Here is a 21,057-nt window from a genome sequence, read left to right as displayed (position 1 = left end):
CCATCGAAACACCAGGAATTCCGAATTCCGTGGGCGAGTAATCGATTCGTCTTCGATTCTCTTTTCCCACCCGCCCCTGACAGACCATCCGCCCGCCCAGGAAAATCCAGGCAAGCCGAATTCCCGTCAATCAATGCGATCAACGCTTTTCGGACTTTATCCGCAAGAACAACCGGGAAACCGTTTCCCCATCCCTACGATCGCAAGCTATGACGGAAATTCCACGGGAAAACTCGGCCACCCGTGCGCGCTGGCAGACCTGTCTCCGACTTGCCCGCGAACTCCTTCTCGTCGGCCCGGACGGCAAGGATCTCAAGCTCGACTATCTGCACACCCTGATCGACACGGGCCGCCTCGGCACCACCCACCACCCGCGCAAGAGGATCCTCGTCGTCGGCGCCGGCATCACCGGCCTCGTCGCGGGCCGCCTGCTCAAGGACGCCGGTCACGACGTCACGATCCTGGAGGCCAACACCGACCGCGTCGGCGGACGCATCCACACCTTCCGCACCACCAAGCACCACCAGCCCTTCGCCGACCCGGCCCAGTACGCCGAGGCCGGAGCCATGCGGCTGCCCGACTTCCACCCGCTCGTCCTCGCCCTCGTCGACAAACTCGGGCTCGGCCGCCGCCCGTTCCACCACGTGGACGTGGACCCCGCCACCGGCAGCGGTCCCGACGTCCCCGTCCCGCCGGTGACGTACACCTCCTTCACCGGCCGGACCTGGAGCTACGGCGACGACAGCCCCGGCTTCCGCGCGCCCGACAAGCGCGGCAACACCTGGATCCGCGCCAACCGCGTCCAGGTACGGCGCGCCGACTACGCCGCCGGCCCCGAACGCGTCAACGAGGGCTTCCACCTCACCGACGACGAGGTCCGCGCCCCCGTCGTGAAGATGGTCGACGACGCGCTGGAGTACGTACGCGACTACTACTCCGACGTCGTCGACGGACAGCGCGTCAACAAACCGTTCGACGAGTGGGTCGAGGGCTGGGCCCGGGTGATCCGCGACTTCGACGGCTGCTCCATGGGCGGTTTCCTGCGCGACCACGCCGGGCTCAGCGACGAGGCGATCGAGGCCGTCGGAACCCTGGAGAACATGTCCTCACGGCTGCACCTCTCCTTCTTCCACAGCTTCCTGAGCCGCAGCGACATCAACCCGGCCGTCCGCTACTGGGAGATACCCGGCGGCAGCTGGCGCCTGCCGCACGCCCTCCACCAGGGCCTGCGCGACGAGGTGCGGCTCGGCCACCGCATGATCCGCCTCGAATACCACGACCCCAGCCGCGACGCCGACCCCGAGGGCACCGGAGCCGTCGGGCCCGACGGCTGGGGCGTGGCCGTGCAGACCGTCGCCGAGAACGACCCGCAGGCCCCGCCGCGCCTGTGGACCGCGGACCTGGCGATCGTCACCGTCCCGTTCTCCGCCCTGCGCTTCGTGGAGATCGTCCCCTCGATGTCGTACAAGAAGCGCCGCGCCGTCATCGAGACCCACTACGACCAGGCCACCAAGGTGCTGCTGGAGTTCAGCCACCGGTGGTGGGAGTTCACCGAGGACGACTGGCGGGACGAACTGGAGAGCATCGCCCCCGGCCTGCACGCGTACTACCTGCGCGGCGAGGCGGCGGACGCCGGGGCCGGCGGCCTCACCCTCCCCGAGCCGGAGGCCGGCCTGCTCGGCGCGGCGGTCAAGGACAGCGGCGTCACCGAGGAGATGCGGCGGATCGACCGCGCCATGCCGCTGCGCGGCCCCGCCGTCCGCCCCGCCACCCACTGCTTCGGCGGGGGCTCCGCCACCGACAACCCCAACCGGTTCATGTACTACCCCTCGCACCCGGTCGAGGGCAGCACCGGCGGCGTCGTGCTCGCCTCCTACTGCTGGTCCGACGACGCCGCGCGCTGGGACTCCATGCGCCCCGCCGAGCGCTACGTCTACGCCCTGCGCAACCTCCAGGCCCTGCACGGCCGCCGTATCGAGGTGTTCTTCAGCGGCCGGGGCGCGACCAAGAGCTGGGCCCGCGACCCGTACGCCTTCGGCGAGGCCGCCATCTACACCGCGCACCAGATGACCAGCTTCCACCTGGACGTCTCCCGGCCCGAGGGCCCCGTGCACTTCGCCGGGGAGCACACCTCCCTCAAGCACGCCTGGATCGAGGGCGCCCTGGAGAGCGCCGTCCGCGCCGCCGTCGCCGTCCACCAGGCCCCGCCGGTCACCACCCCGGGCCCGGACCGGGAGGAGTGCTCGTCGTGATCGCGATCACCCCCGGGTGCACGGTCGCCCGCTACCTCGCCCGGCGCCTGGCCGAGCTGGGCATCACCCACCTGTTCGGCGTCCCCGGCAACCACCTCGGCCCGTTCCTGACCGCCCTGCGCGCCGAGGGCGCCATCGAATGGGTCGGCACCCCCACCGAGGGCGGCGCCGGTCAGGCCGCCGACGCGTACGCCCGCGTCCACGGCATCGGCGCCGCCGCGGTCACCTACAGCGTCGGCGCGTTCAACCTCCTCAACGCCTGCGGCGGCGCCTACGTCGAGCGGGTCCCGCTCGTCGCCGTCAACGCCTCCCCGCCCTACGAACAGTGGCAGAACCAGCGCGCCCTCGGCCTGCTCACCTCCCACATGAGCCCCCGCACGGAGAGCAACCTGGACGCCTACCGGCAGGTCACCGTGGACGCGCGGGTCGTCTCCAACCCGGGCCTGGCCCCCGGCCAGATCGACGCCGCGCTCACCGCGTGCCTGACCGAGCGCGGCCCGGTCTACCTGGAGGTCATGGAGGACCTGTGGGACGAGCCCTGCGCCGAGCCCGAGGCGCCGATCACCCGCCGCGAACGGCCGTTCAGCGCGCGCAACCGGTCCATGCTGGACGACACGGTGAACGCGATCCTCACCCTGATCGAGGAGCACCCCGGCCCGGACGGCAGGCCCCGCCCGATCGTGTGGGCCGGCGAGGAGTGCGACCGGTTCCGCCTCGGCGGGCAGCTCACCGACCTGATGGAGGCCACCGGAGTGCCGTTCTGCACGACCGTGGGGGCCAAGGCCGTCGTCGACGAGGACCTGCCGCAGTTCCACGGCGTCTACAACGGCCACGCCAGCCACCCGGACGTGCACTGGGTCTTCAAGGACTGGGCCACCTGCCGGATCGGCCTCGGCGCCTGGTCCACCTCGAAGAACCTCGGCGGCGAGCAGTGCGTCGGCGGCGACTGGGTGATGGCCGCCCACGGCGGGGTGAGCGTCGGCACCTCCTACTTCCCCGACGTCCAGCTCGAACGGCTGCTGCCCGCCCTCCAGGACGCCCTGGTGAAGAGGTACGGCTCCGACGGCCTGGCCGCCGACTACTACGCCGAGGCCCACGCCCACCACGGCGCGCCCGCGGACCGCCCCGCCGCCCTGACACAGCACCGGGCCTCGCTGCACGTGAACGGCTCACGCTCCCGGCACCGGGAACACCTCACCTACGACGGCGTGTTCGACCGGATCAACCACTTCCTGGGCCGCGAGACCCGGGAGGAGTGGACGGTCGTCTCCGACGCCGCCTTCTCCCTCATCGGCTCGATGAACCTGTCCCTGCCCGCGGGCGGGTTCCTGTCCCAGGTCAGCTGGCTGTCCATCGGCTGGTCGGTCGGCGCGGCCACCGGCGCCGCGCTCGCCCCCGGGCGCGCGCACGCCCGCCCGATGGTGTTCGTCGGCGACGGCGCCTTCCAGGAGACCTGCCAGGAGTTCTCCACCCATGTCCGGCTCGGGCTGCGCTCGGTGGTGTTCGTCATGGACAACGGTCACTTCTACGGCATCGAGCAGATGCTGGTCCACCCGTCGTACTACGCCACCGGGCAGGACGAGACCGGCCCGGACTTCTACAACGTCCTGCACCCGTGGCACTACGACCGCCTCGCGGCCGTCTTCGCCGGGAAGGACACCCCGGCGACCGGGCTGACCGTCGCGGACACCGCCGAGCTGGACGCCCTGCTGGCCCGCCTCACCGACCCCGCCGACCCGGTCGACGCCGGACCGCTGCTGGTCCGCGTCCGCCTGCGCCGGCACGACTACCCGCGGGCGATGGCGTACAAGGTGCCGAAGCCCGGCACGACCACCTGACGGACATCCGCACCCTCCGAAAGGGAGAGGAAAATGGCCGACCTCAATGTCCTGATCGCGTTCGACGCGGCGACGATAGTCGAACGGAATCCGAACGCGTCCAGGAATGCCGACGCGCCGACCCACGTCGACCACAGCCTGATCTACATGACGACGCGCCAGGACCACATCATCGGCACGTCGGGCGCCGAGCTGAATCTCCGGGCCGAGCCCGGGGACAGCATCAAGTGGCGGGAGACCACGCTGTCGCTCGGTACCGACTACAAGGCACTCCTGTACCGGTACGTGAGCAACGACAACCACGTCCTCATCAGGACGCCGGAGATCGAGGTGATCGACGGCGTCTATCCGATGCCGAAGGAGGGAAGCGAAGGCACGCCGGACTTCGTCACCCAGAACTACGAGGACCATTACTGGCGTACGACCGTCAAAAGGACCGGAAAGGTCGTGTACCACTTCTACTTCCAGATCCTGGACCGCCACCGGCAACTGAAGGGGTACTTCCAGTGGGACCCCTACATCACCATCGAGAACCCCTGACGACGCGGGCGGCCGGTCACGCGTCTCCGTACGCCTCGCCGCCGAGTTCGAGCCCGGCCGTCCCGGCGGTCACGTCCGCGAGCCAGGCCCGGAAGGCGGGCACGTCGGCTTCCGGCAGCCCGATCTCGATCGTGACGGCCTCGCCGTAGCGCACGTCACGCACCTCGCGCCCGGTGGCGCGCAGCTCGTTCTGGAGCTTGCCGGCCCGCTGGTGGTCCACGGTGACGACGGCCAGCCGGAACCGCCGCCGGGTGACCGACCCCACGGCGTCCAGCGCCTCGCCGACCACACCGCCGTACGCCCGGATCAGTCCCCCGGCGCCGAGCTTGACCCCGCCGTAGTACCGGGTGACGACGGCGGCCACGTACCGCATGTCGCGACGCAGCAGCATCTGCAGCATGGGCAGCCCGGCGGTGCCGCCGGGCTCGCCGTCGTCGCTGGCCCGCTGGACGGAGGCGTCGGCGCCGACGACGTAGGCCCAGCAGTTGTGGGTGGCGTCCGCGTGCTCCTTGCGCACGGCCGCGACGAAGTCCTGGGCCTCCCGCTCGGTGGCGACCGGGGCGAGGGCGCACCGGAAGCGCGAGCGGTTGATCTCGGTCTCGTGCACGCCCGCGCGGGCGACGGTGCGGTACTCGTCTGGCATCCGGCCAGCCTATGCGCTCGCCGTCCGCCCGCCTCCGGGCCCCGTCGGCCGGGAATCTTGTCCCGGCCCCCCGTGTTCTGCGCACAGGAGCGAACTCACGGAGGCGCAGCATGTACGGCGACGAGGCAACCGTCCGCAGGATCCTCACCGAGCGGGGCGACACCTGGGCCGTGGTCGGCCTCTCCGCCAACCAGCGGCGGGCCGCCTACGGGGTCGCGGCCGTGCTCCAGCGGTTCGGCAAGCGGATCGTTCCCGTCCATCCCAAGGCCGAGACGGTGCACGGCGAGCAGGGGTACGCCTCGCTCGCGGACATCCCCTTCGACGTGGACGTCGTCGACGTCTTCGTCAACAGTGAGCTGGCGGGGGCGGTCGCCGACGAGGCCGTCGCCAAGGGGGCGAAGGCGGTGTGGTTCCAGCTCGGGGTCGTCGACGAGGCGGCGTACGGGCGGACCCGCGCCGCGGGGCTCGACATGGTGATGGACCGCTGCCCGGCCATCGAGATTCCCCGCCTGGCGCAGCGGGGTTAGAGAGGGCTCGGCGGGGGATGGAGCGGGCGGCCCGGCGCCGCCATAATGCCCGGGTGGCCACCCCTTCCGCCGCCGCCGAGCGGTTCCCGGTCGTCATCGTCGGTGCCGGTCCCGCCGGGCTCACCGTGGGCAGTGTGCTGCGGGCCGCCGGGGTGGACTGTCTGGTGCTGGAGACCGAGACCCGTCGGTTCGTCGAGCGGCGGCCCCGGGCCGGGGTGATCGAGGAGTGGGCGGTGCGCGGGCTGGAGCGGCGGGGGCTGGCGCGGCGGCTGCTGGAGCGGGCGCAGCCGCACACCGCCTGCGAGTTCCGGTTCGGCGGGGAGCGGTATCTGTTCCGGTACGGAGAACTGACGGGCCGTCACCACTGGGTGTACCCGCAGCACTTCCTCGTCACCGACATGGTGCGGGAGTACGTGGACGTGCGGGGCGGCGCGGCGCGGTTCGGTGTGCGGGACGTGCGGCTGCACGGCCTGGACACGGAGCGGCCCTCGGTGTCGTACGTCTGCCCCGACACGGGTGAACGCCGGGTGGTGGAGTGCGCGTTCGTCGCCGGGTGCGACGGGGCGCGCGGGGTGACGCGGGACGCGGTGCCGGCCGGGCGGGTGCGGATCTCGCAGTACGACTACGGCATCGGCTGGCTGGCGCTGCTCGCCGAGGCGCCGCCGTCCGCGGAGTGCGTGGTGTTCGGCATGCATCCGCGCGGCTTCGCCGGGCACATGCAGCGCAGCCCCGACGTGACCCGCTACTACCTCCAATGCCCGCCGGGCGACGATCCGGAGAGCTGGTCGCACGAGCGGGTGTGGGGCGAGTTGCGGGAGCGGCTGCGCGCGGTGGACGCGCCGGAGCTGAACGAGGGGCGGCTGATCGAGAAGCGCGTGCTCGACATGCACAACTACGTGGTCGAGCCGATGGTGTCCGGGCGGCTGTTCCTGGCCGGGGACGCCGCCCATCTCACCGCGCCGATCGCCGCGAAGGGCATGAACCTCGCCCTGCACGACGCCTTCCTGCTGGCCGACGGGCTGGTCGCGCGGCTGACCGAGGGGGACGACGGCGTCCTCGCCCGCTACTCCGACACCTGCCTGCGGCTGGTCTGGGACTACCAGGAGTTCTCGGAGTGGCTGTCGGAGGTGTACCACGGCACGGCGTCGGGCGACCCGTACCGGGCGGCCACCACGCTCGCCCGGCTGCGCCGCCTGTTCGACTCCCCCGTCGCCGCGGCGGCGTTCGCCGAGCAGTACCTCGGGACGCGGACCGCCGTCTGACGGCCGTCGGGAACGCCGGGCCGACGGCCGTCAGGCCACGCCGAGACCCTCCAGCACGACCGCCCCCGGCAGTTCCGCGAACGCCTTGCCCGGCACCAGCAGCTTCCCGCGCCGCCGTCCGCTGCCGACCAGGACGTACGGCAGGTCGACGACGGCGGAGTCCACCAGGACCGGCCAGTCGCCGGGCAGGCCGACCGGCGTGATGCCGCCGTACTCCATGCCGGTCTCGCCGGTCGCGGTGTCCATCGGCGCGAAGGACGCCTTGCGGGCGCCGAGGTGGCGGCGGACCACGCCGTTGACGTCGACCCGGGTGGTGGACAGGACCAGACAGGCGGCGCGGGTGGTCTCGCCGCCCCGCTTGCCGCTGACGACGACGCAGTTGGCGGACTGCTCCAGCAGCTCGCGGCCGTAGTGCTCGACGAAGGTGGCGGTGTCGGCCCACTCCGGGTCGGTGTCGACGTAGAGGATCTGTTCGGCGGGGACGGCGCCGCGCCAGTGGCGTACCGCGTCGGCGACCGGGCGGGTCAGCTCGTCGAGGCAGTCGGGGGCGGGCACGGCACGGTCGAAGTTTCCGATCGGTGGCTGCATGCCCGCACGGTAACAAGGGTCTCAGCGGGGCGGCGGCACCGAGACGGCCAGGATCATCTCCATCGGTACGGTGCCGGTGTTGGCGTACGTGTGCGGGGTGTCCGCCGCGTACGAGGCGCTCGCCCCGGCCGGCACCCGGTGGTCCGTGCCGTCCACGGTGATCGTCAGCTCCCCGGCGGTGATGTGCACCAGCTCGACCGTGCCCGCCGGGTGCGGGTCGGAGGTGCTGCGCTCGCCCGGCATCAGCCGCCAGTCCCACATCTCCAGCGGCCCCGGCGCCTCGGTCCCGGCGAGGAGGCGGCTGTAGCTGCCGTCCTCGGTGTGCCAGAGCCGTACCGCCTGCTCGGCGGGGACGATCCGGATCCGGGGCCCCTGCTCGCGGTCGAGGAGCGTGGTGATGCTGACGCCGAGCGCGTCGCCGATCTTGACGACCGTGCCGAGGCTGGGGTTGGTGCGGGCCTGTTCGATCTGGATCAGCATGCCGCGGCTGACCCCGGCCCGTGCGGCGAGGGCGTCCAGGGTGAAACCGCGTTCGGTGCGCCAGCGCCTGACGTTGCGCGCGAGGGACTGGGTCAGCAGGTCGAGGTCCGACACGTTCCGTCCAGGGTGATGCTCGGCTGTACCCATGCGTGCAAGGGATTGGACTGAAACTGTACTGCGAACCGGTGCGGTCAGGTCTCGGTGGCCGGTCGCGCGAGCTGCGCGACCGTCTCCTCGTCCAGCCGCGACAGGGCGCGCAGTTGCTCCGGCGTGACCCCGTCCGGGATCGGCACCGGGGCCGGCGTGCGCAGCGGCGGCTGCCAGCCGCCGTCGGGCGTCCAGCGCCGTACGACGCGGGCGGGGGCGCCCGCCACCACGGCGTGGTCGGGCACCGTGCCCCGGACCACCGCGCCGGCGGCCACCACCACGTTCCGGCCGATCCGCGCGCCCGGCAGGATCACCGCGCCGGTGCCGATCCAGCAGCCGGGGCCGATCTCGACCGGCTCCATCCGGGGCCACTGCTTGCCGATGGGCTGGTGGGGATCGTCGTAGGAGTGGTTCGTCGAGGTGACGTAGACGTACGGGCCGAAATAGCAGTCGCTGCCGATGGTGACGGTGGTGTCGGCGATGACGTGGCTGCCCCGGCCGAGGACGACGCCGTCGCCGACGCGCAGGATCGGCTCCGGGCCCAGGTCCAGGTCGGGCATGAGACCGGCCGTCAGCGTGACCTGTTCGCCGATGACGCAGTGGGCGCCGAGGTGGATCCAGGGTTCGCCGAAGACCGTGCCGAGCGGGAAGGCGAGCCGGGTGCCGTGGCCGAGGGCGCCGAAGCGGAACCGTCCGGGGTGCTCGGCGGTGACCGAACCGGTGCGCTGCGCCCAGGCCCAGACGGCGTGGACGGCGCGCTGCGCCAGGCGGCGCCGCCGGGACGGATGGGTGTTCTCGCGCTTCGGCACCCGCTCACGGTACTCAGCGCGCCGCGCGGCCTTGACCGGGAAGGGCTGTGATCTTCACCCCACCGGTGGACTACCGTGCCGGTGACATCACCGACCAGGAGGCGACGATGACGCACCAGGCACTGATCACGGGCATCGGCGGCAGGGAACCCGAGGTGGACGCGGAGGCGTTCGTGGCGCCGACAGCCTCGGTGATCGGGGACGTGACGCTGCGCGCGGGGGCGAGCGTCTGGTACGGGGCGGTGCTGCGCGGCGACGTGGAGCGGATCACGGTCGGGGCGGACAGCAACGTCCAGGACAACTGCACGCTCCACGCCGACCCCGGCTTCCCGGTCACCGTCGGGGAACGGGTGTCCATCGGGCACAACGCCGTGGTGCACGGGGCGACCGTCGAGGACGACTGCCTGGTCGGGATGGGGGCGACCGTGCTCAACGGGGCGGTGATCGGGAAGGGGTCGCTGGTCGCGGCCCAGGCGCTGGTCCCGCAGGGGATGGTGGTGCCGCCGGGGTCGCTGGTCGCGGGGGTGCCGGCGAAGGTGAGGCGTGCGCTGACCCAGGAGGAGCGTGCGGGTGTCACGCTCAACGGCACCCATTACGCGGAGCTGGCGAAGGTTCACCGGGGAGCGTACGGGGGCTGAGGGACGTCTACTCGGCGGCGGGAACGGGCTCCGGCTCCGCCTTCTTCGCCCTGCGCTTCAGCACCAGCATGGAGGTGGCGCCGATGAGCACCGCCGCCACCAGGCCCAGCCAGGAGAAGCGCTTGAGCCAGGACTCGGCGACGACACCGACGTAGTAGATGACAGCGGTGGTGCCGCCGGCCCAGACGATGCCGCCGAGGACGTTGGCGATCAGGAACTTCCAGTAGGGCATGTGCAGCACCCCGGCCAGCGGCCCCGCGAAGATGCGCAGCAGGGCGATGAAGCGGCCGAAGAAGACCGCCCACATGCCCCACTTGGTGAAGGACCGTTCGGCGGTGGCGACGTGGCCCTCGCTGAAGTGCCGGGGGAACTTGCGGCCCAGCCAGGCCAGCAGCGGCCGTCCGCCCTTGCGGCCGATGGCGTAGCCGATGGAGTCGCCGATCACCGCGCCGGCGACGGCGCAGGCGCCGAGGATCACCGGGTCGATGCCGCCGTGCTGGGACGACATCAGGGCCGCCGACACCAGGATGATCTCGCCGGGCAGCGGGATGCCCAGGCTCTCCAGACCGATGACCAGTCCCACCACGGCGTAGACGGCCGCCGCGGGCACGGTGTCGAGCCATTCCTGGACGTGCACTGCGGGCTCCTCGCGGTTTCTGCTCCTGCTGTCCCGGGAAGCCTACTGGGTCACGCGAGGGCACCCGCGTCCGCGCCGGTGCGCAGCCGCAGGTCCGCCGAGGACGCCCCGATCCACACCGTGCGCCGGCCGGTGCCCAGCACCCAGTCGTGACGGCGCGGGTCCCAGCAGGAGAGCGTGCGGGAGGTGACGCGGACCGTCACCCGGCGCCGTTCCCCCGCCCGCAGGGCGAGCCGCCGGTACCCCGCCAGCGCCCGTACCGGCTGGTCGAGCCGCAGGTCGGGCGAGGGCCCCAGGTACACCTGCGCCACCGTCACGCCGTCCCGGCGGCCGGTGTTGCGGACGGTGAAGGAGACGTCGAGCCCACCGCCCCGCACCGGCCGCGCCTCCGGGTCCGTGTAGGCGAAGGAGGTGTACGACAGTCCGTGCCCGAAGGGGAAGAGCGGGCGCACGCCCCGCGCGTCGTACCAGCGGTGGCCGATGTGGACGCCCTCCGTGTACTCGACGGTGCCGTGCGTACCCGGGTAGCGGCGCGGGTCGCCGGCGACCGGGTGGCGGTCGCCGTCGGCCGGGAAGGTCTGGGTGAGCCGGCCGCCGGGGTCGCACTCGCCGTACAGGACGGCGGCGGTGGCGGCGGCGCCCTCCTGGCCGGGGTAGTACATCTGGAGCACGGCGCCGGTCCGCGCCAGCCACGGCATCGTGACGGCCGAGGAGGTGTTGAGGACGACGGTGGTGCGGGGGTTGGCCCGGGTCACGGCGTCGATCAGCCGGTCCTGGCCGCCGGGGAGGGAGAGGGCGGTGCGGTCCTGGCCCTCGGTGGCGTCCTCGTAGGCGAACAGGACCACGTCGTCGGCGGCGCGGGCGGCGCGCACGGCCTCGGCGACGTCGGCCGCGCGGGTCGCGCCGGTGATCCGGCGCAGCCGGAACGTCTGCCCGTCCTTCCCGCCCGCCGCGGTGATCCGCAGCCGGTGCCGGCCCGCGGTCAGCCGCAGCGTGCGGCGGCGCACGGCGAGGCCGTCGGGCGCGGCGGTGACCAGGCCGCCGGGGAAGTACTCGGTGTAGCCGGGGGCGAGCGGGAAGAGGTTCTCGTCGCCGAGCCGGACCTCGGGGCGGCGGGTGGGCTCGGCGGAGTAGTGCAGGAGGAAGGTCCACTCGTCGGCCTCGGGGACGGTGAGCGTCCCGTCGTAGGTCCAGGTCTCGCCGGCGGGCACGTGCCGGGAGTCGGTGTCGGCGGCGGGGGCGAGGGCGTCGGCGGGCAGGCGCTTGCCGAAGACGTCCTCGCCGAGCGCGTACGTCACCCGCGCCGCGCGGGCGCCGATGGTGTCCAGGGGGCGGTCGGCGCGGTCGGGGACGACATGGGCGCTGCCTCCGCCGCCGACCAGCGGACGGTCGCCGGTGGGGCCGATCACGGCGACGGTGCGGCCGGGAGCGAGGGGCAGGGTGCCGCGTTCGTTGCGCAGCAGGGTGGCGCCCGCCTCGGCGACCTCGCGGGCGACGGCGGCACCGGCGGCGGCGTCGCGGGCGGGGCGCGGCGGCGGGTCGGCGTCGAGGAGGCCGAAGCGGTCCATGACGGTCAGGACGCGGCGTACGGCGCGGTCGACGTGCGCCTCGGGGACGGTGCCGTCCGTCACGGCCTTCAGCAGCGGGGCGCCGTAGTGCTTGCCGTCCGGCATCTCCAGGTCGAGGCCGGCGGCGAGGGCGGCGGCGGTGGAGTGGGTGGCGGACCAGTCGCTCATCACCAGGCCGTCGAAGCCCCACCGCTCGCGCAGCACGCCGGTGAGCAGGTCCGCGTTCTCGCCGGCGTGGGTGCCGCCGACCTTGTTGTAGGCGGCCATCACGGCGCCGGTGCGGGCGGCGACGGCGGCCTCGAAGGCGCGCAGGTAGACCTCGTGGAGGGCGCGTTCGCCGACGCGGACGTCGACGGTCTCGCGGTCCTTCTCCTGGTTGTTCAGCGCGAAGTGCTTGACGGTGGCGATCAGGCCCTCGCCCTGGATGCCCTCGGTCTCGGCGGCGACCAGGTCGGCGGCGAGCAGCGGGTCCTCGGCGAAGGTCTCGAAGTTCCGGCCCGCGTACGGGGTGCGGATCAGGTTGACCATCGGGGAGAGCAGCACGTCCTGGCCGAGGGCGCGGCCCTCGCGGCCGATGACCTGGCCGTAGCGGCGGGCGAGGCCGGGGTCGAAGGCGGCGGCCAGCAGGACGGGGGCGGGGAGCGCCGTGGCCCGGGCGGTGACCCGGACGCCGGCCGGGCCGTCGGCCAGGCGCAGCGGCGGGATGCCGAGCCGGGGCACGCCGGGGACGTGGCCGGCCTGGCCGAGGGTGTGCGGGTCGGACGCTCCGTGCAGCAGGGAGGTCTTCTCGGGGAGGGTGAGCCGGGCGACCAGGTCGTCGACGCGGGTGCCGGGGGCGGTCGCGGCGCGGGAATGCCCTTCGGCGCCGGCGGCTGCTTCGGTGCCTCCGGTGCCGGCGGCGGCTTCGGCGCCCCCGGCAGCGGCGGCCGTCGCGGTGACGGCGGCGCCGGCCAGCAGGCGCAGGGCGGACCGCCGGGAGGCGGTGCGGGTCACGGTCCGGGTCTCCTCGGGTGTCTGCACGCAGGCACTATGCGTCACGGCGTGCCTGACACGCCGTCAGGCGCCCCGGCGCGGCGCGAACCCGCCCGGATCGCTCCCCGGCGGCAACCGCCCGGATCGCTCACGCCGGCAACGCACCCGGACCGTCACCCTCCCGAACCATGCGCCCGGCCGCACCCACAGGTCATTGAGAGGCGGTTCTCGGCCGGTTCCCATCCGGCCGGGTCAGCATGACCGCATGATCGCCTCCCCCACTCCGACCACGACCGGTCCCGCCCGCGCCGTGCGCAAGGCGGTCGTGCCGGCCGCCGGGCTCGGCACACGGTTCCTGCCTGCCACGAAGGCCACCCCCAAGGAGATGCTGCCGGTCGTCGACAAACCGGCCATCCAGTACGTCGTCGAGGAGGCCGCGGCGGCCGGTCTGGACGACGTGCTGATGATCACCGGACGGCACAAGCGGGCCATCGAGGACCACTTCGACAACGCCCTCGAACTGGAGCAGACCCTCGCGGCGAAGGGCGACACCGTACGGCTGGACGCGATCCGCGACCCGGCGCGGCTCGCGGCCGTCCACCACATCCGGCAGGGCGAGCCCCTGGGCCTCGGCCACGCGGTCCTGTGCGCCCGCCGGCACGTCGGCGACCAGCCGTTCGCCGTCCTGCTCGGCGACGACCTGATCGGCCCGCGCGAGACGCTGCTCAGCCGGATGCTCGACGTCCAGGGCCGGCACGGGGGAAGCGTCGTCGCCCTGATGGAGGTGCCGGAGGACCAGATCCACCTCTACGGCTGCGCCGCCGTCGCACCCAGCGGGGAGGACGGGGTGGTCCGGGTCACCGGGCTGGTGGAGAAGCCCGCGCCCGAGCGGGCGCCGAGCCGGTACGCGGTCATCGGCCGCTATGTGCTGGACCCGGCCGTCTTCGGGGTCCTGGAGCGCACTCCGCCGGGCCGGGGCGGGGAGATCCAGCTCACCGACGCCCTCCAGGAACTCGCCGCGGACGGCACGGTGCACGGGGTGGTCTTCGACGGACCGCGCTACGACACCGGCGACAAGGGCGAGTACCTGCGCACGGTGGTACGGCTGGCCTGCGAACGGCCCGACCTGGGGCCGGCGTTCACGTCCTGGCTGAAGGAGTTCGTGGCCGGGCTGGAGGACACCGGGGGCAGGTCGGTCACCCGCGACTCCGAGGACCCTCTCGCCGCTTGACGCCCCCCCCATGAACCGAGGTCCCGGCCAGGCACCACCCGGCCGGGCCCTCGAACGGTGCCGCGTGCCGCGCCTCAGCCGCTCGGCCGCAGCGTCCAGGTCACGGTCATCTCCCCGGTGACGGCGCCGTCCTCGCGCCGGATGGCCACGGTCACCGGGAACTCGGGGCGGAGTCCCTCGTCCAGTTCCGCGACCACCTCGGCGGCGGGCCGCCCGAGCGTCGCGGTGGCCGTGACCGGGCCCAGGGCGATCTTCTTGAACGCGATCTCGGCGTGCACGGGCAGCGGTACGGCGCGCGAGAGCTGGTCGCCGAACGCGGCCAGGACGACGGCCCCGCTGGCCGACTCGCCGAGGGTGAACATCGCCCCGGCGTGTGGCCCGCCGACGTGGTTGCGGTACTCGCTCTGGTCCGGGAGGGCCAGCACGGCCTTCTCCGGTCCGGTCTCCAGGTACTCCAGGTTCAGGGTCCGCACCATCGGCACCGTGGCGGCGAGCATCTCGCCGATCGACATCTGGTCTGCGCTCATGAACGACAAGTTACCCGTAAGTAGCTTCCGGGGCCAGACCCCGCCGGGCAGGCCCGGGAAGGGCGTGCGCGGCGAGGCGCCGGCGCGGGGCGTCGGTACGGGACATCGGTACGGGGCACCGGCGGGGTATCGGTACGGGGCATTGGCAGAAAGGCCCCGCCCCGGCGATAGTCGCCAGGTGCCGTACGTATCGCGCCCCCGCCGCCGCGCCGCCTGGTCCCCCGCCTGGGCGAGCCGCAACTACTCCCTGCTGACCGCCGCCACCGTGGTGACCAGCCTCGGCAGCAACGGCGCGCTGATCGCCGCCGCCTTCGCCGTGCTGGAGGCGGGCGGCGACGGCGGCGACGTGGGCCTGGTGGCCGCCGCCCGCACCGTTCCGCTGGTGCTCTTCCTGTTGATCGGCGGCGCCCTGGCCGACCGGTTGCCGCGGCACCGGGTGATGGTCGCCGCCAACACGCTCAACTGCCTGTCGCAGGCGGCGTTCGCGGTGCTGGTCCTCGCCGGGGAGCCGCGGCTGTGGCAGATGATGCTGCTGTCCGGGCTCGGCGGCACCGGCCAGGCGTTCTTCGCCCCGGCGGCGGAGGGCATGCTGATGTCCTCGGTCAAGGGCGAACACGCCGCCCGGGCCTTCGCGGTGTTCCGGATGGCGATGCACGGCGCGGGCCTGGGCGGCGCGGCGCTGGGCGGGGCGATGGTCGCCGCGATCGGGCCCGGCTGGGTGCTCGCGGCGGACGCGGCGGCGTTCGCGTGCGCGGCGGCGCTGCGCGGGCTGCTCGACGTGAAGCACATTCCGCCGCGCACTCCGGGCGACGGCCTCCTCGCCGATCTGCGGGAGGGCTGGCGGGAGTTCAGCGGACGGCCGTGGCTGTGGGGCATCGTGGTGCAGTTCTCGATCGCCAACGCGGTGGTCGGCGCCGCCGAGGCGGTCTACGGCCCGCTGGTCGCCCGCGACCACCTGGGCGGAGCCGGGCCCTGGGGCCTGGCGCTGGCCTGCTTCGGCGCCGGCACGGTCGGCGGCGCGCTGCTGATGACCCGCTGGAAACCGCGCCGTCTGCTGCTCGCCGGCACCCTGTGCGTCTTCCCGCTGTCCCTGCCCGCCGCCGCGCTGGCCGTCCCGGTGCCGGCCGGCGCGCTGTGCGCGGTGATGTTCGTGACCGGTCTGTCCATCGAGGTGTTCGGCGTGAGCTGGATGACCGCGCTGCACCAGGAGGTGCCCGAGGAGAAGCTGTCGCGGATCTCGGCGTACGACTGGTTCGGCTCGGTCGCGCTGGTGCCGGCGGCGACCGCCCTGGCGGGTCCCTCGGAGGCCGCGTTCGGGCGGACGGAGTCGCTGTGGGGCTGTGCGGCGCTGGTCGTGGTGGTCACGTCCGCCGTGCTGTTCGTCCCGGAGGTACGCGATCTGCGCCGCCGGACGGAACCGGTGACCCTGGGCACGCCGGCCGCCGGCGCCGACGCCGGATCAGCCGATGCCGAACGCCCCGTCGGGGGGCTCGGGTGACGGCACCGCGTCCGCGTCCCGCACCGGGCGGGCGTCGCCGATGAACCTCCGCAGCCCCGGCCCGTGTTCCACCCGCGCCGGGAAGGCGTCGGCCGCGGTACGCCGGGCCAGCGCGGCCACGTCCAGCGGCCGGTGGGCGGCGGCCAGCACCGCGTTGCCGAAACGGCGCCCGCGCAGCACGCCCGGCTCGGCGATCAGCACCAGCTCCGCGAACAGGGCGCCGAAGGTGGCCAGCTGGGAGCGGAGGAAGGCGAACGGCGCGGCGTCGGCGAGGTTGGCCAGGTAGACGCCGTCGGCCCGCAGCACCCGCGCGGCCTCCTCGGCGTACTCCGCGGAGGTCAGGTGCGCGGGCACCCGGGAGCCGCCGAAGACGTCGGCGACCAGCACGTCCGCCGAGTCCGCCGGGGCGGCCGACAGCCACGCGCGGGCGTCGGCCGCGTGCCGGGCGATCCGGGCGCCGTCCGGGAGCGGCAGACACTCGGCGACCAGCTCCAGCAGTCCGCGGTCGAACTCCACCACGTCCTGCCGGGAGCCGGGCCGGGTCGCCGCCAGGTACCGGGGCAGGGTGAGCGCGCCCCCGCCGAGGTGCAGCGCGTCCAGCGGCCGGCCCGGCTCGGCCACGGTGTCCAGCACGTGCCCGAGCCGCCGCGCGTACTCGAACTCCAGGTGCTCGGGCTCGTCCAGGTCGACGTACGACTGCGGCGCCCCGTCGACCGTGAGCAGCCACGCCCGCTCCCGGTCGACGTCCGGCATGAGCTTGACGGTGCCTTGGCCGGTGACACGGGAGACGGGTATGGCTTCGTTCACCTCTTCATTGTGCCTGGGCGAGGCGCGCCCTCAGCAGCGCCCGCGTGCGGCGCGGCCCCGCACACTTCAGCGCCACCGATCACGCTCCCGCCCCGCACGCCTCACACGACACCGGACACGCTCCCCGCCCGCACGCCTCACACGACACCGGACACGGTCCCGCCCCGCACGCCTCACGCGACGTCGGTCACGGTCCCGGCCCCGACCGTCCGTCCGCCCTCCCGGACGGCGAACCCGAGCCCCGGCTCCAACGGCACCTCCCGTCCCAGCTCCACGGTCATCGTCACCGTCTCCCCGGGCCGGGCCACGCCCGCCTCGCCCAGGTCGACGTTCCCCACCACGTCCGCCGTACGGATGTAGAACTGCGGCCGGTACCCGGTCGCGACCGGCGTCGAACGCCCGCCCTCCCGCGTCGACAGCACGTACACCCGCGCCGTGAAGGTCCGCCGCGGCACCACGCTCCCCGGCGCCGCCACCACGTGCCCCCGCCGGACCGCGTCCCGGGGGACGCCCCGCAGCAGCAGCGCCACGTTGTCCCCGGCCTGCGCCTCGGCCATCGGCTTGCCGAACGTCTCCAGGCCGGTGACCACCGTCTCGACGCCGGCCCCGAGCACCTCGACCCGGTCACCGACCCGCACGGTGCCGCGCTCGACGGCTCCGGTGACGACCGTGCCCCGCCCGGTGATGGTCAGCACGTTCTCCACCGGCAGCAGGAAGGGCGCGTCCAGATACCGCTCCGGCAGGGGCACATACGTGTCCACCGCGTCGAGCAGCGCCTCCACGGACGCCGTCCAGCGGGGGTCGCCGGCCAGCGCCTTCAGCCCGGAGACCCGTACGACGGGCGCGGTGTCGCCGCCGTAGCCGTGGGCGGTGAGCAGCTCGCGGACCTCCAGTTCCACCAGGTCGGCCAGTTCCTCGTCGCCGGCGTCGGCCTTGTTGAGCGCGACCACGATGTGGTCGACTCCCACCTGCCGGGCCAGCAGCACGTGTTCGGCGGTCTGCGGCATGATCCCGTCCAGCGCGGAGACGACGAGGATCGCCCCGTCGAGCTGGGCGGCGCCGGTGACCATGTTCTTGACGTAGTCGGCGTGACCGGGCATGTCGACGTGCGCGTAGTGGCGGGTGTCGGTCTCGTACTCGACGTGCGCGATGTTGATGGTGATGCCGCGCGCCGCCTCCTCCGGGGCGCGGTCGATGCGGTCGAACGGCACGAAGGCAGTGCCGCCGCGCTCGGCGAGGACCTTGGTGATGGCGGCGGTCAGGGTGGTCTTGCCGTGGTCGACATGGCCCATCGTGCCGATGTTGAGGTGCGGTTTGGTGCGGACGTACGCCGTCTTGGACATGGCGGTACCTCGAAGCCTCGCTCGAAGGAAGGTGGGGACCCCGGTGACCGGCCGACCCTCCCCCTGCGGGGTCCGCCGGACGATCCGGAGAGGGTCAGCTTCGGGCGCCGCCGGCAGTGGCCGGGAAGGCCCCGGGGAAGAAGGGGACGGCAGCCTTCGGTGCGTCCGCGACCGCGGAGGCGACGAGGTGGAAGGCGTACCGGAACATGACGCCGATCATTGCCGACGCTTTGCCCCACGTCGAATGGTTTTTTACGGCACGGGAGTTCGACGATCCGGTGCGGCTCAGGGACCGACGGCCCGCAGGGCCTCCCGTACGGACAGCGGGGCGAGCCGTTCCCGGTGCGCGGCCACGAAGCCGCGCACGGCCTCCGGGTCGGTCTTGGCGTACTCGCGCAAGGACCAGCCGATCGCCTTGCGGACGAAGAAGTCGTCGTGGTCCGCGCGGCGCAGGCAGTGGGCGAAGAGGCGGGCGGTGTCGGTGCGTTCCTTGTACCGGAGCTGGTGCAGCAGGGCCGCGCGGACCAGCCACCGGTCGTCGTCCTCGATCCAGGCGTCCATCTCCGCCCCGAGCCGCGGACCGGCCGCCACCAGGCCGCCGACGACGTGCGCGGCGAGCAGGTCCACGGTGTCCCACCAGGGGACGGTGGTGACCAGATGCCGGACCACCGGCAGGAAACCGGGGGTGAGTACGGACACATGACGGCGGAGCAGATCCACCGCTGCGTCGTCGGTGGAGCGGTACTCCCGCTCCGGCAGCCGCCAGCAGCGCAGCGCGATCGCGGCACAGTCCGCCTCGCCGGGGCGCGGCACACCCCGCAGCACGGTACGGGACAGTGCGCGCCGGACCGGGCTGGTCAGGCCCAGGAAGGGGGCCACGTCCCTCATGTACGCGCGCATCGGCGCGGCCCGCTCCGGGTCGGCGTCGGCCGGGTACACGGCGGTGAGCCGCTCCAGGACGCGGTCGGCGAGCGGACTGCTCGGCACGGCCGGAGTTCGCCCGCCTGTGACAGTCATGACACGCACCATACGGCGATCACACGGATTCGTCGGTTAGTGTCACCGGATGCTCGATGCCACCACCCGCTCTGGGGGCACCGCCACGGCCTCTCCCCGGGCCACCACCGTCACATCCGCCCCGGCCGCTCGGACCGGGATCGCCGCCCGCGCGACGAGAATCCTGCTGTCGCCCTGGTCCCGGCTGTCACTGCTCGTCCTGCTCCTGGTCTCGGCCGCCTCGGCGGTGCTGCTGTTCCAGCCGCAGAAGCTGCTGGTGCACGGCTGGCCACCGCAACTGGGCGGAGCCGCGGCGGCGCTGGCGTACGCGGTCGCGTACGGACTGTGCACCGTCGCCTTCGTGCCCCGTCCGCTGCTCAACCTGGCGGCCGGCGCGCTGCTGGGCTCGTCGCTGGGCCTCGGCGCGGCGCTGGCGGGCACGGTGCTCGGCGCCGGGATCGCCTTCTGCCTGGGCCGCGTCCTCGGCCAGGAGGCGCTGCGCCCGCTGCTGCGCGGCAAGTGGCTGAAGGCCGCGGACGGACAGCTCAGCCGGCACGGCTTCCGGTCGATGCTGGCGGCCCGGCTGTTCCCCGGCGTGCCGTTCGCGGCGGCGAACTACTGCGCCGCGGTCTCCCGGATGAGCCTCCCGGCGTTCCTGCTGGCGACGGCGCTCGGGTCGATACCGAACACCGCCGCGTACGTCGTCGCCGGCGCCCGGGCCTCCACGCCGACCTCCCCCGCCTTCCTGATCGCCCTGGCCTGCATCGCGCTGCCCGGCCTCGCCGGTGCCGTGGTGGCCTGGCGCAAGCGGAACCGGCTGCGCGCCCGCTGACCGGGACCGACCGGGTACTGACCGGGCCCTGTGCCCGGGCTGTCATCCGGGGGCGCTACGCTGCCCTCGACACCCCTCGATCCTGATCATCACAGGCGTCGGCCAGGTGTGTCCGTCGTCGCCCGTTCACGATCGGCACTTGGACTCCGTACCTCATGTCTTGGTTTGAATCCCTCATCCTCGGACTCGTCCAGGGGCTGACCGAGTTCCTCCCCGTGTCCTCCAGCGCGCACCTGCGGCTGACCGCGGCGTTCTCCGGCTGGCACGACCCCGGAGCGGCCTTCACGGCGATCACACAGATCGGCACGGAGGCCGCCGTGCTGATCTACTTCCGCAAGGACATCGCGTCGATCATCGGGGCGTGGAGCAAGTCGCTGGCCGACAAGGAGATGCGCAAGGACCACAACGCGCGCATGGGCTGGCTGGTGATCGTCGGCTCGATCCCGATCGGTGTGCTCGGCGTGACCCTGAAGGACCAGATCGAGGGCCCCTTCCGCGACCTGCGGATCACCGCGACCATGCTGGTGGTGGTCGGCATCGTGATCGGCGTCGCGGACCGGCTGGCGGCGCGCGACGAGAGCGGCGGCCGGCACCGGGTGGCCAAGCAGCGCAAGGAGCTGACCGACCTCGGCGTCAAGGACGGCCTGATCTTCGGGCTCTGCCAGGCCGCGGCGCTCATCCCGGGCGTCTCCCGCTCCGGCGCCACCATCAGCGGCGGCCTGTTCATGGGCTACCGGCGCGAGGCCGCGGCCCGCTACTCCTTCCTGCTCGCCGTCCCCGCCGTGCTCGCCTCGGGCCTGTTCGAGCTGAAGGACGCGCTGGAGAGCGACCACATCGCCTGGGGCCCGACGATCTTCGCGACGGTGATCGCGTTCGGTGTCGGATATGCCGTGATCGCCTGGTTCATGAAGTTCATCTCCAC

At 73.3% G+C, this 21,057-nt stretch carries 20 protein-coding genes; 10 read left to right on the top strand and 10 right to left on the bottom strand.

Annotated features, from left to right (window positions below; genetic code table 11):
* Window positions 1-209 precede the first annotated feature (209 nt).
* Genes J7I94_RS33800 through J7I94_RS33790 form a run of 3 tightly spaced genes read left to right on the top strand, consistent with a single transcriptional unit; the run spans window position 210 to window position 4,630 of the window.
* Entirely contained in the window at window positions 210-2,252 is a 2,043-nt protein-coding gene (locus tag J7I94_RS33800; RefSeq protein WP_215173470.1) for an FAD-dependent oxidoreductase, read from the top strand.
* Window positions 2,249-4,090, top strand: a complete 1,842-nt coding sequence (locus tag J7I94_RS33795; protein ID WP_215173468.1) for a thiamine pyrophosphate-binding protein — start codon at window positions 2,249-2,251, stop codon at window positions 4,088-4,090. The genes J7I94_RS33800 and J7I94_RS33795 overlap by 4 nt, the downstream gene beginning before the upstream one ends.
* A 33-nt stretch (window positions 4,091-4,123) precedes the next feature.
* A complete protein-coding gene (locus tag J7I94_RS33790; protein ID WP_215173467.1) occupies window positions 4,124-4,630 on the top strand; it encodes an inclusion body family protein in 507 nt (168 codons plus the stop codon).
* Window positions 4,631-4,646: 16 nt separating this feature from the next.
* On the opposite strand, the gene J7I94_RS33785 is transcribed toward J7I94_RS33790, so the two are convergent.
* Window positions 4,647-5,273 (bottom strand): YigZ family protein, encoded by a 627-nt coding sequence (locus J7I94_RS33785; protein ID WP_215173465.1) that lies wholly within the window; start codon window positions 5,271-5,273, stop codon window positions 4,647-4,649.
* A 110-nt stretch (window positions 5,274-5,383) separates the two neighbouring features.
* Between J7I94_RS33785 and J7I94_RS33780 the strand changes: the two genes are divergently transcribed.
* Together J7I94_RS33780 and J7I94_RS33775 are read left to right on the top strand one after the other, a co-directional pair.
* The gene (locus J7I94_RS33780; protein WP_215173463.1) at window positions 5,384-5,800 is read left to right on the top strand and encodes a CoA-binding protein; all 417 of its coding nucleotides are present in this window, start codon (window positions 5,384-5,386) and stop codon (window positions 5,798-5,800) included.
* 53 nt (window positions 5,801-5,853) lie between these two features.
* Window positions 5,854-7,062 carry a 4-hydroxybenzoate 3-monooxygenase gene (locus J7I94_RS33775; RefSeq protein WP_308114817.1) on the top strand — a complete coding sequence of 403 codons (1,209 nt, stop codon included), beginning with the start codon at window positions 5,854-5,856 and terminating at the stop codon, window positions 7,060-7,062.
* 30 nt (window positions 7,063-7,092) lie between these two features.
* On the opposite strand, the gene J7I94_RS33770 is transcribed toward J7I94_RS33775, so the two are convergent.
* The 3 genes from J7I94_RS33770 to J7I94_RS33760 all read right to left on the bottom strand — a co-directional run bounded on the left by J7I94_RS33770 (window position 7,093) and on the right by J7I94_RS33760 (window position 9,086).
* Window positions 7,093-7,650, bottom strand: a complete 558-nt coding sequence (locus J7I94_RS33770; RefSeq protein WP_215173459.1) for a YbaK/EbsC family protein — start codon at window positions 7,648-7,650, stop codon at window positions 7,093-7,095.
* A 21-nt stretch (window positions 7,651-7,671) separates the two neighbouring features.
* Entirely contained in the window at window positions 7,672-8,244 is a 573-nt protein-coding gene (locus J7I94_RS33765) for a helix-turn-helix domain-containing protein (RefSeq protein ID WP_215173457.1), read from the bottom strand.
* Between the two features lie 77 nt (window positions 8,245-8,321).
* Entirely contained in the window at window positions 8,322-9,086 is a 765-nt protein-coding gene (locus J7I94_RS33760; RefSeq protein ID WP_215173455.1) for an acyltransferase, read from the bottom strand.
* A gap of 107 nt (window positions 9,087-9,193) precedes the next feature.
* Here J7I94_RS33760 and J7I94_RS33755 point away from each other — a divergent pair, with 107 nt between their 5' ends.
* Window positions 9,194-9,724, top strand: coding sequence for a gamma carbonic anhydrase family protein (locus J7I94_RS33755; protein WP_215173478.1), 531 nt, complete (start codon window positions 9,194-9,196; stop codon window positions 9,722-9,724).
* Window positions 9,725-9,731: 7 nt separating this feature from the next.
* Here J7I94_RS33755 and J7I94_RS33750 read toward each other — a convergent pair whose 3' ends face one another.
* Together J7I94_RS33750 and J7I94_RS33745 are read right to left on the bottom strand one after the other, a co-directional pair.
* Window positions 9,732-10,361 (bottom strand): DedA family protein, encoded by a 630-nt coding sequence (locus tag J7I94_RS33750; protein WP_215173453.1) that lies wholly within the window; start codon window positions 10,359-10,361, stop codon window positions 9,732-9,734.
* 50 nt (window positions 10,362-10,411) lie between these two features.
* On the bottom strand, window positions 10,412-12,949 hold the full coding sequence (locus J7I94_RS33745; protein WP_308114816.1) for a glycoside hydrolase family 3 C-terminal domain-containing protein: 2,538 nt from the start codon (window positions 12,947-12,949) through the stop codon (window positions 10,412-10,414).
* A gap of 217 nt (window positions 12,950-13,166) precedes the next feature.
* On the opposite strand from J7I94_RS33745, the gene galU reads away from it, so the two are divergent.
* Window positions 13,167-14,132: a UTP--glucose-1-phosphate uridylyltransferase GalU gene (gene galU, locus J7I94_RS33740; RefSeq protein ID WP_215173452.1), complete on the top strand. Its 966-nt coding sequence runs from the start codon at window positions 13,167-13,169 to the stop codon at window positions 14,130-14,132.
* 74 nt (window positions 14,133-14,206) lie between these two features.
* Here galU and J7I94_RS33735 read toward each other — a convergent pair whose 3' ends face one another.
* Window positions 14,207-14,644 carry a DUF4442 domain-containing protein gene (locus J7I94_RS33735; protein WP_215173474.1) on the bottom strand — a complete coding sequence of 146 codons (438 nt, stop codon included), beginning with the start codon at window positions 14,642-14,644 and terminating at the stop codon, window positions 14,207-14,209.
* A gap of 193 nt (window positions 14,645-14,837) precedes the next feature.
* Between J7I94_RS33735 and J7I94_RS33730 the strand changes: the two genes are divergently transcribed.
* Window positions 14,838-16,157, top strand: a complete 1,320-nt coding sequence (locus tag J7I94_RS33730) for an MFS transporter (protein ID WP_308114815.1) — start codon at window positions 14,838-14,840, stop codon at window positions 16,155-16,157.
* Here the strand turns inward: J7I94_RS33730 and J7I94_RS33725 are convergent.
* The 3 genes from J7I94_RS33725 to J7I94_RS33715 form a co-directional block, all read right to left on the bottom strand.
* Complete coding sequence (locus J7I94_RS33725; RefSeq protein WP_215173448.1) at window positions 16,119-16,964, bottom strand: spermidine synthase; 846 nt, start codon at window positions 16,962-16,964, stop codon at window positions 16,119-16,121. The genes J7I94_RS33730 and J7I94_RS33725 overlap by 39 nt on opposite strands.
* A gap of 173 nt (window positions 16,965-17,137) precedes the next feature.
* The gene (gene tuf, locus J7I94_RS33720) at window positions 17,138-18,307 is read right to left on the bottom strand and encodes an elongation factor Tu (RefSeq protein WP_215173446.1); all 1,170 of its coding nucleotides are present in this window, start codon (window positions 18,305-18,307) and stop codon (window positions 17,138-17,140) included.
* A 285-nt stretch (window positions 18,308-18,592) separates the two neighbouring features.
* The gene (locus J7I94_RS33715; protein ID WP_215173437.1) at window positions 18,593-19,324 is read right to left on the bottom strand and encodes a DNA alkylation repair protein; all 732 of its coding nucleotides are present in this window, start codon (window positions 19,322-19,324) and stop codon (window positions 18,593-18,595) included.
* Window positions 19,325-19,373: 49 nt separating this feature from the next.
* Here J7I94_RS33715 and J7I94_RS33710 point away from each other — a divergent pair, with 49 nt between their 5' ends.
* Together J7I94_RS33710 and uppP are read left to right on the top strand one after the other, a co-directional pair.
* The gene (locus J7I94_RS33710; RefSeq protein ID WP_215173436.1) at window positions 19,374-20,135 is read left to right on the top strand and encodes a TVP38/TMEM64 family protein; all 762 of its coding nucleotides are present in this window, start codon (window positions 19,374-19,376) and stop codon (window positions 20,133-20,135) included.
* A gap of 155 nt (window positions 20,136-20,290) precedes the next feature.
* On the top strand, window positions 20,291-21,057 hold a 767-nt coding region (gene uppP, locus J7I94_RS33705; protein WP_215173434.1), incomplete at its 3' end, for an undecaprenyl-diphosphatase UppP.

The organism is Streptomyces sp. ISL-12 (genome assembly GCF_018614415.1).
Lineage (GTDB): Bacteria > Actinomycetota > Actinomycetes > Streptomycetales > Streptomycetaceae > Streptomyces.
Note: the sequence above shows the minus strand (reverse complement) of the source record. Positions and strands in the feature narration are given on the sequence as shown.

Coding starts and splice junctions, on each gene's coding strand:
- J7I94_RS33800 (WP_215173470.1), top strand. CDS start 210: ATGACGGAAATTCCACGGGAAAACTCGGCCACCCGTGCGCGCTGGCAG.
- J7I94_RS33755 (WP_215173478.1), top strand. CDS start 9,194: ATGACGCACCAGGCACTGATCACGGGCATCGGCGGCAGGGAACCCGAG.
- J7I94_RS33710 (WP_215173436.1), top strand. CDS start 19,374: ATGCTCGATGCCACCACCCGCTCTGGGGGCACCGCCACGGCCTCTCCC.
- J7I94_RS33785 (WP_215173465.1), bottom strand. CDS start 5,273: ATGCCAGACGAGTACCGCACCGTCGCCCGCGCGGGCGTGCACGAGACC.
- J7I94_RS33715 (WP_215173437.1), bottom strand. CDS start 19,324: ATGACTGTCACAGGCGGGCGAACTCCGGCCGTGCCGAGCAGTCCGCTC.
- J7I94_RS33770 (WP_215173459.1), bottom strand. CDS start 7,650: ATGCAGCCACCGATCGGAAACTTCGACCGTGCCGTGCCCGCCCCCGAC.
- galU (WP_215173452.1), top strand. CDS start 13,167: ATGATCGCCTCCCCCACTCCGACCACGACCGGTCCCGCCCGCGCCGTG.
- J7I94_RS33790 (WP_215173467.1), top strand. CDS start 4,124: ATGGCCGACCTCAATGTCCTGATCGCGTTCGACGCGGCGACGATAGTC.
- J7I94_RS33735 (WP_215173474.1), bottom strand. CDS start 14,644: ATGTCGATCGGCGAGATGCTCGCCGCCACGGTGCCGATGGTGCGGACC.
- tuf (WP_215173446.1), bottom strand. CDS start 18,307: ATGTCCAAGACGGCGTACGTCCGCACCAAACCGCACCTCAACATCGGC.
- J7I94_RS33780 (WP_215173463.1), top strand. CDS start 5,384: ATGTACGGCGACGAGGCAACCGTCCGCAGGATCCTCACCGAGCGGGGC.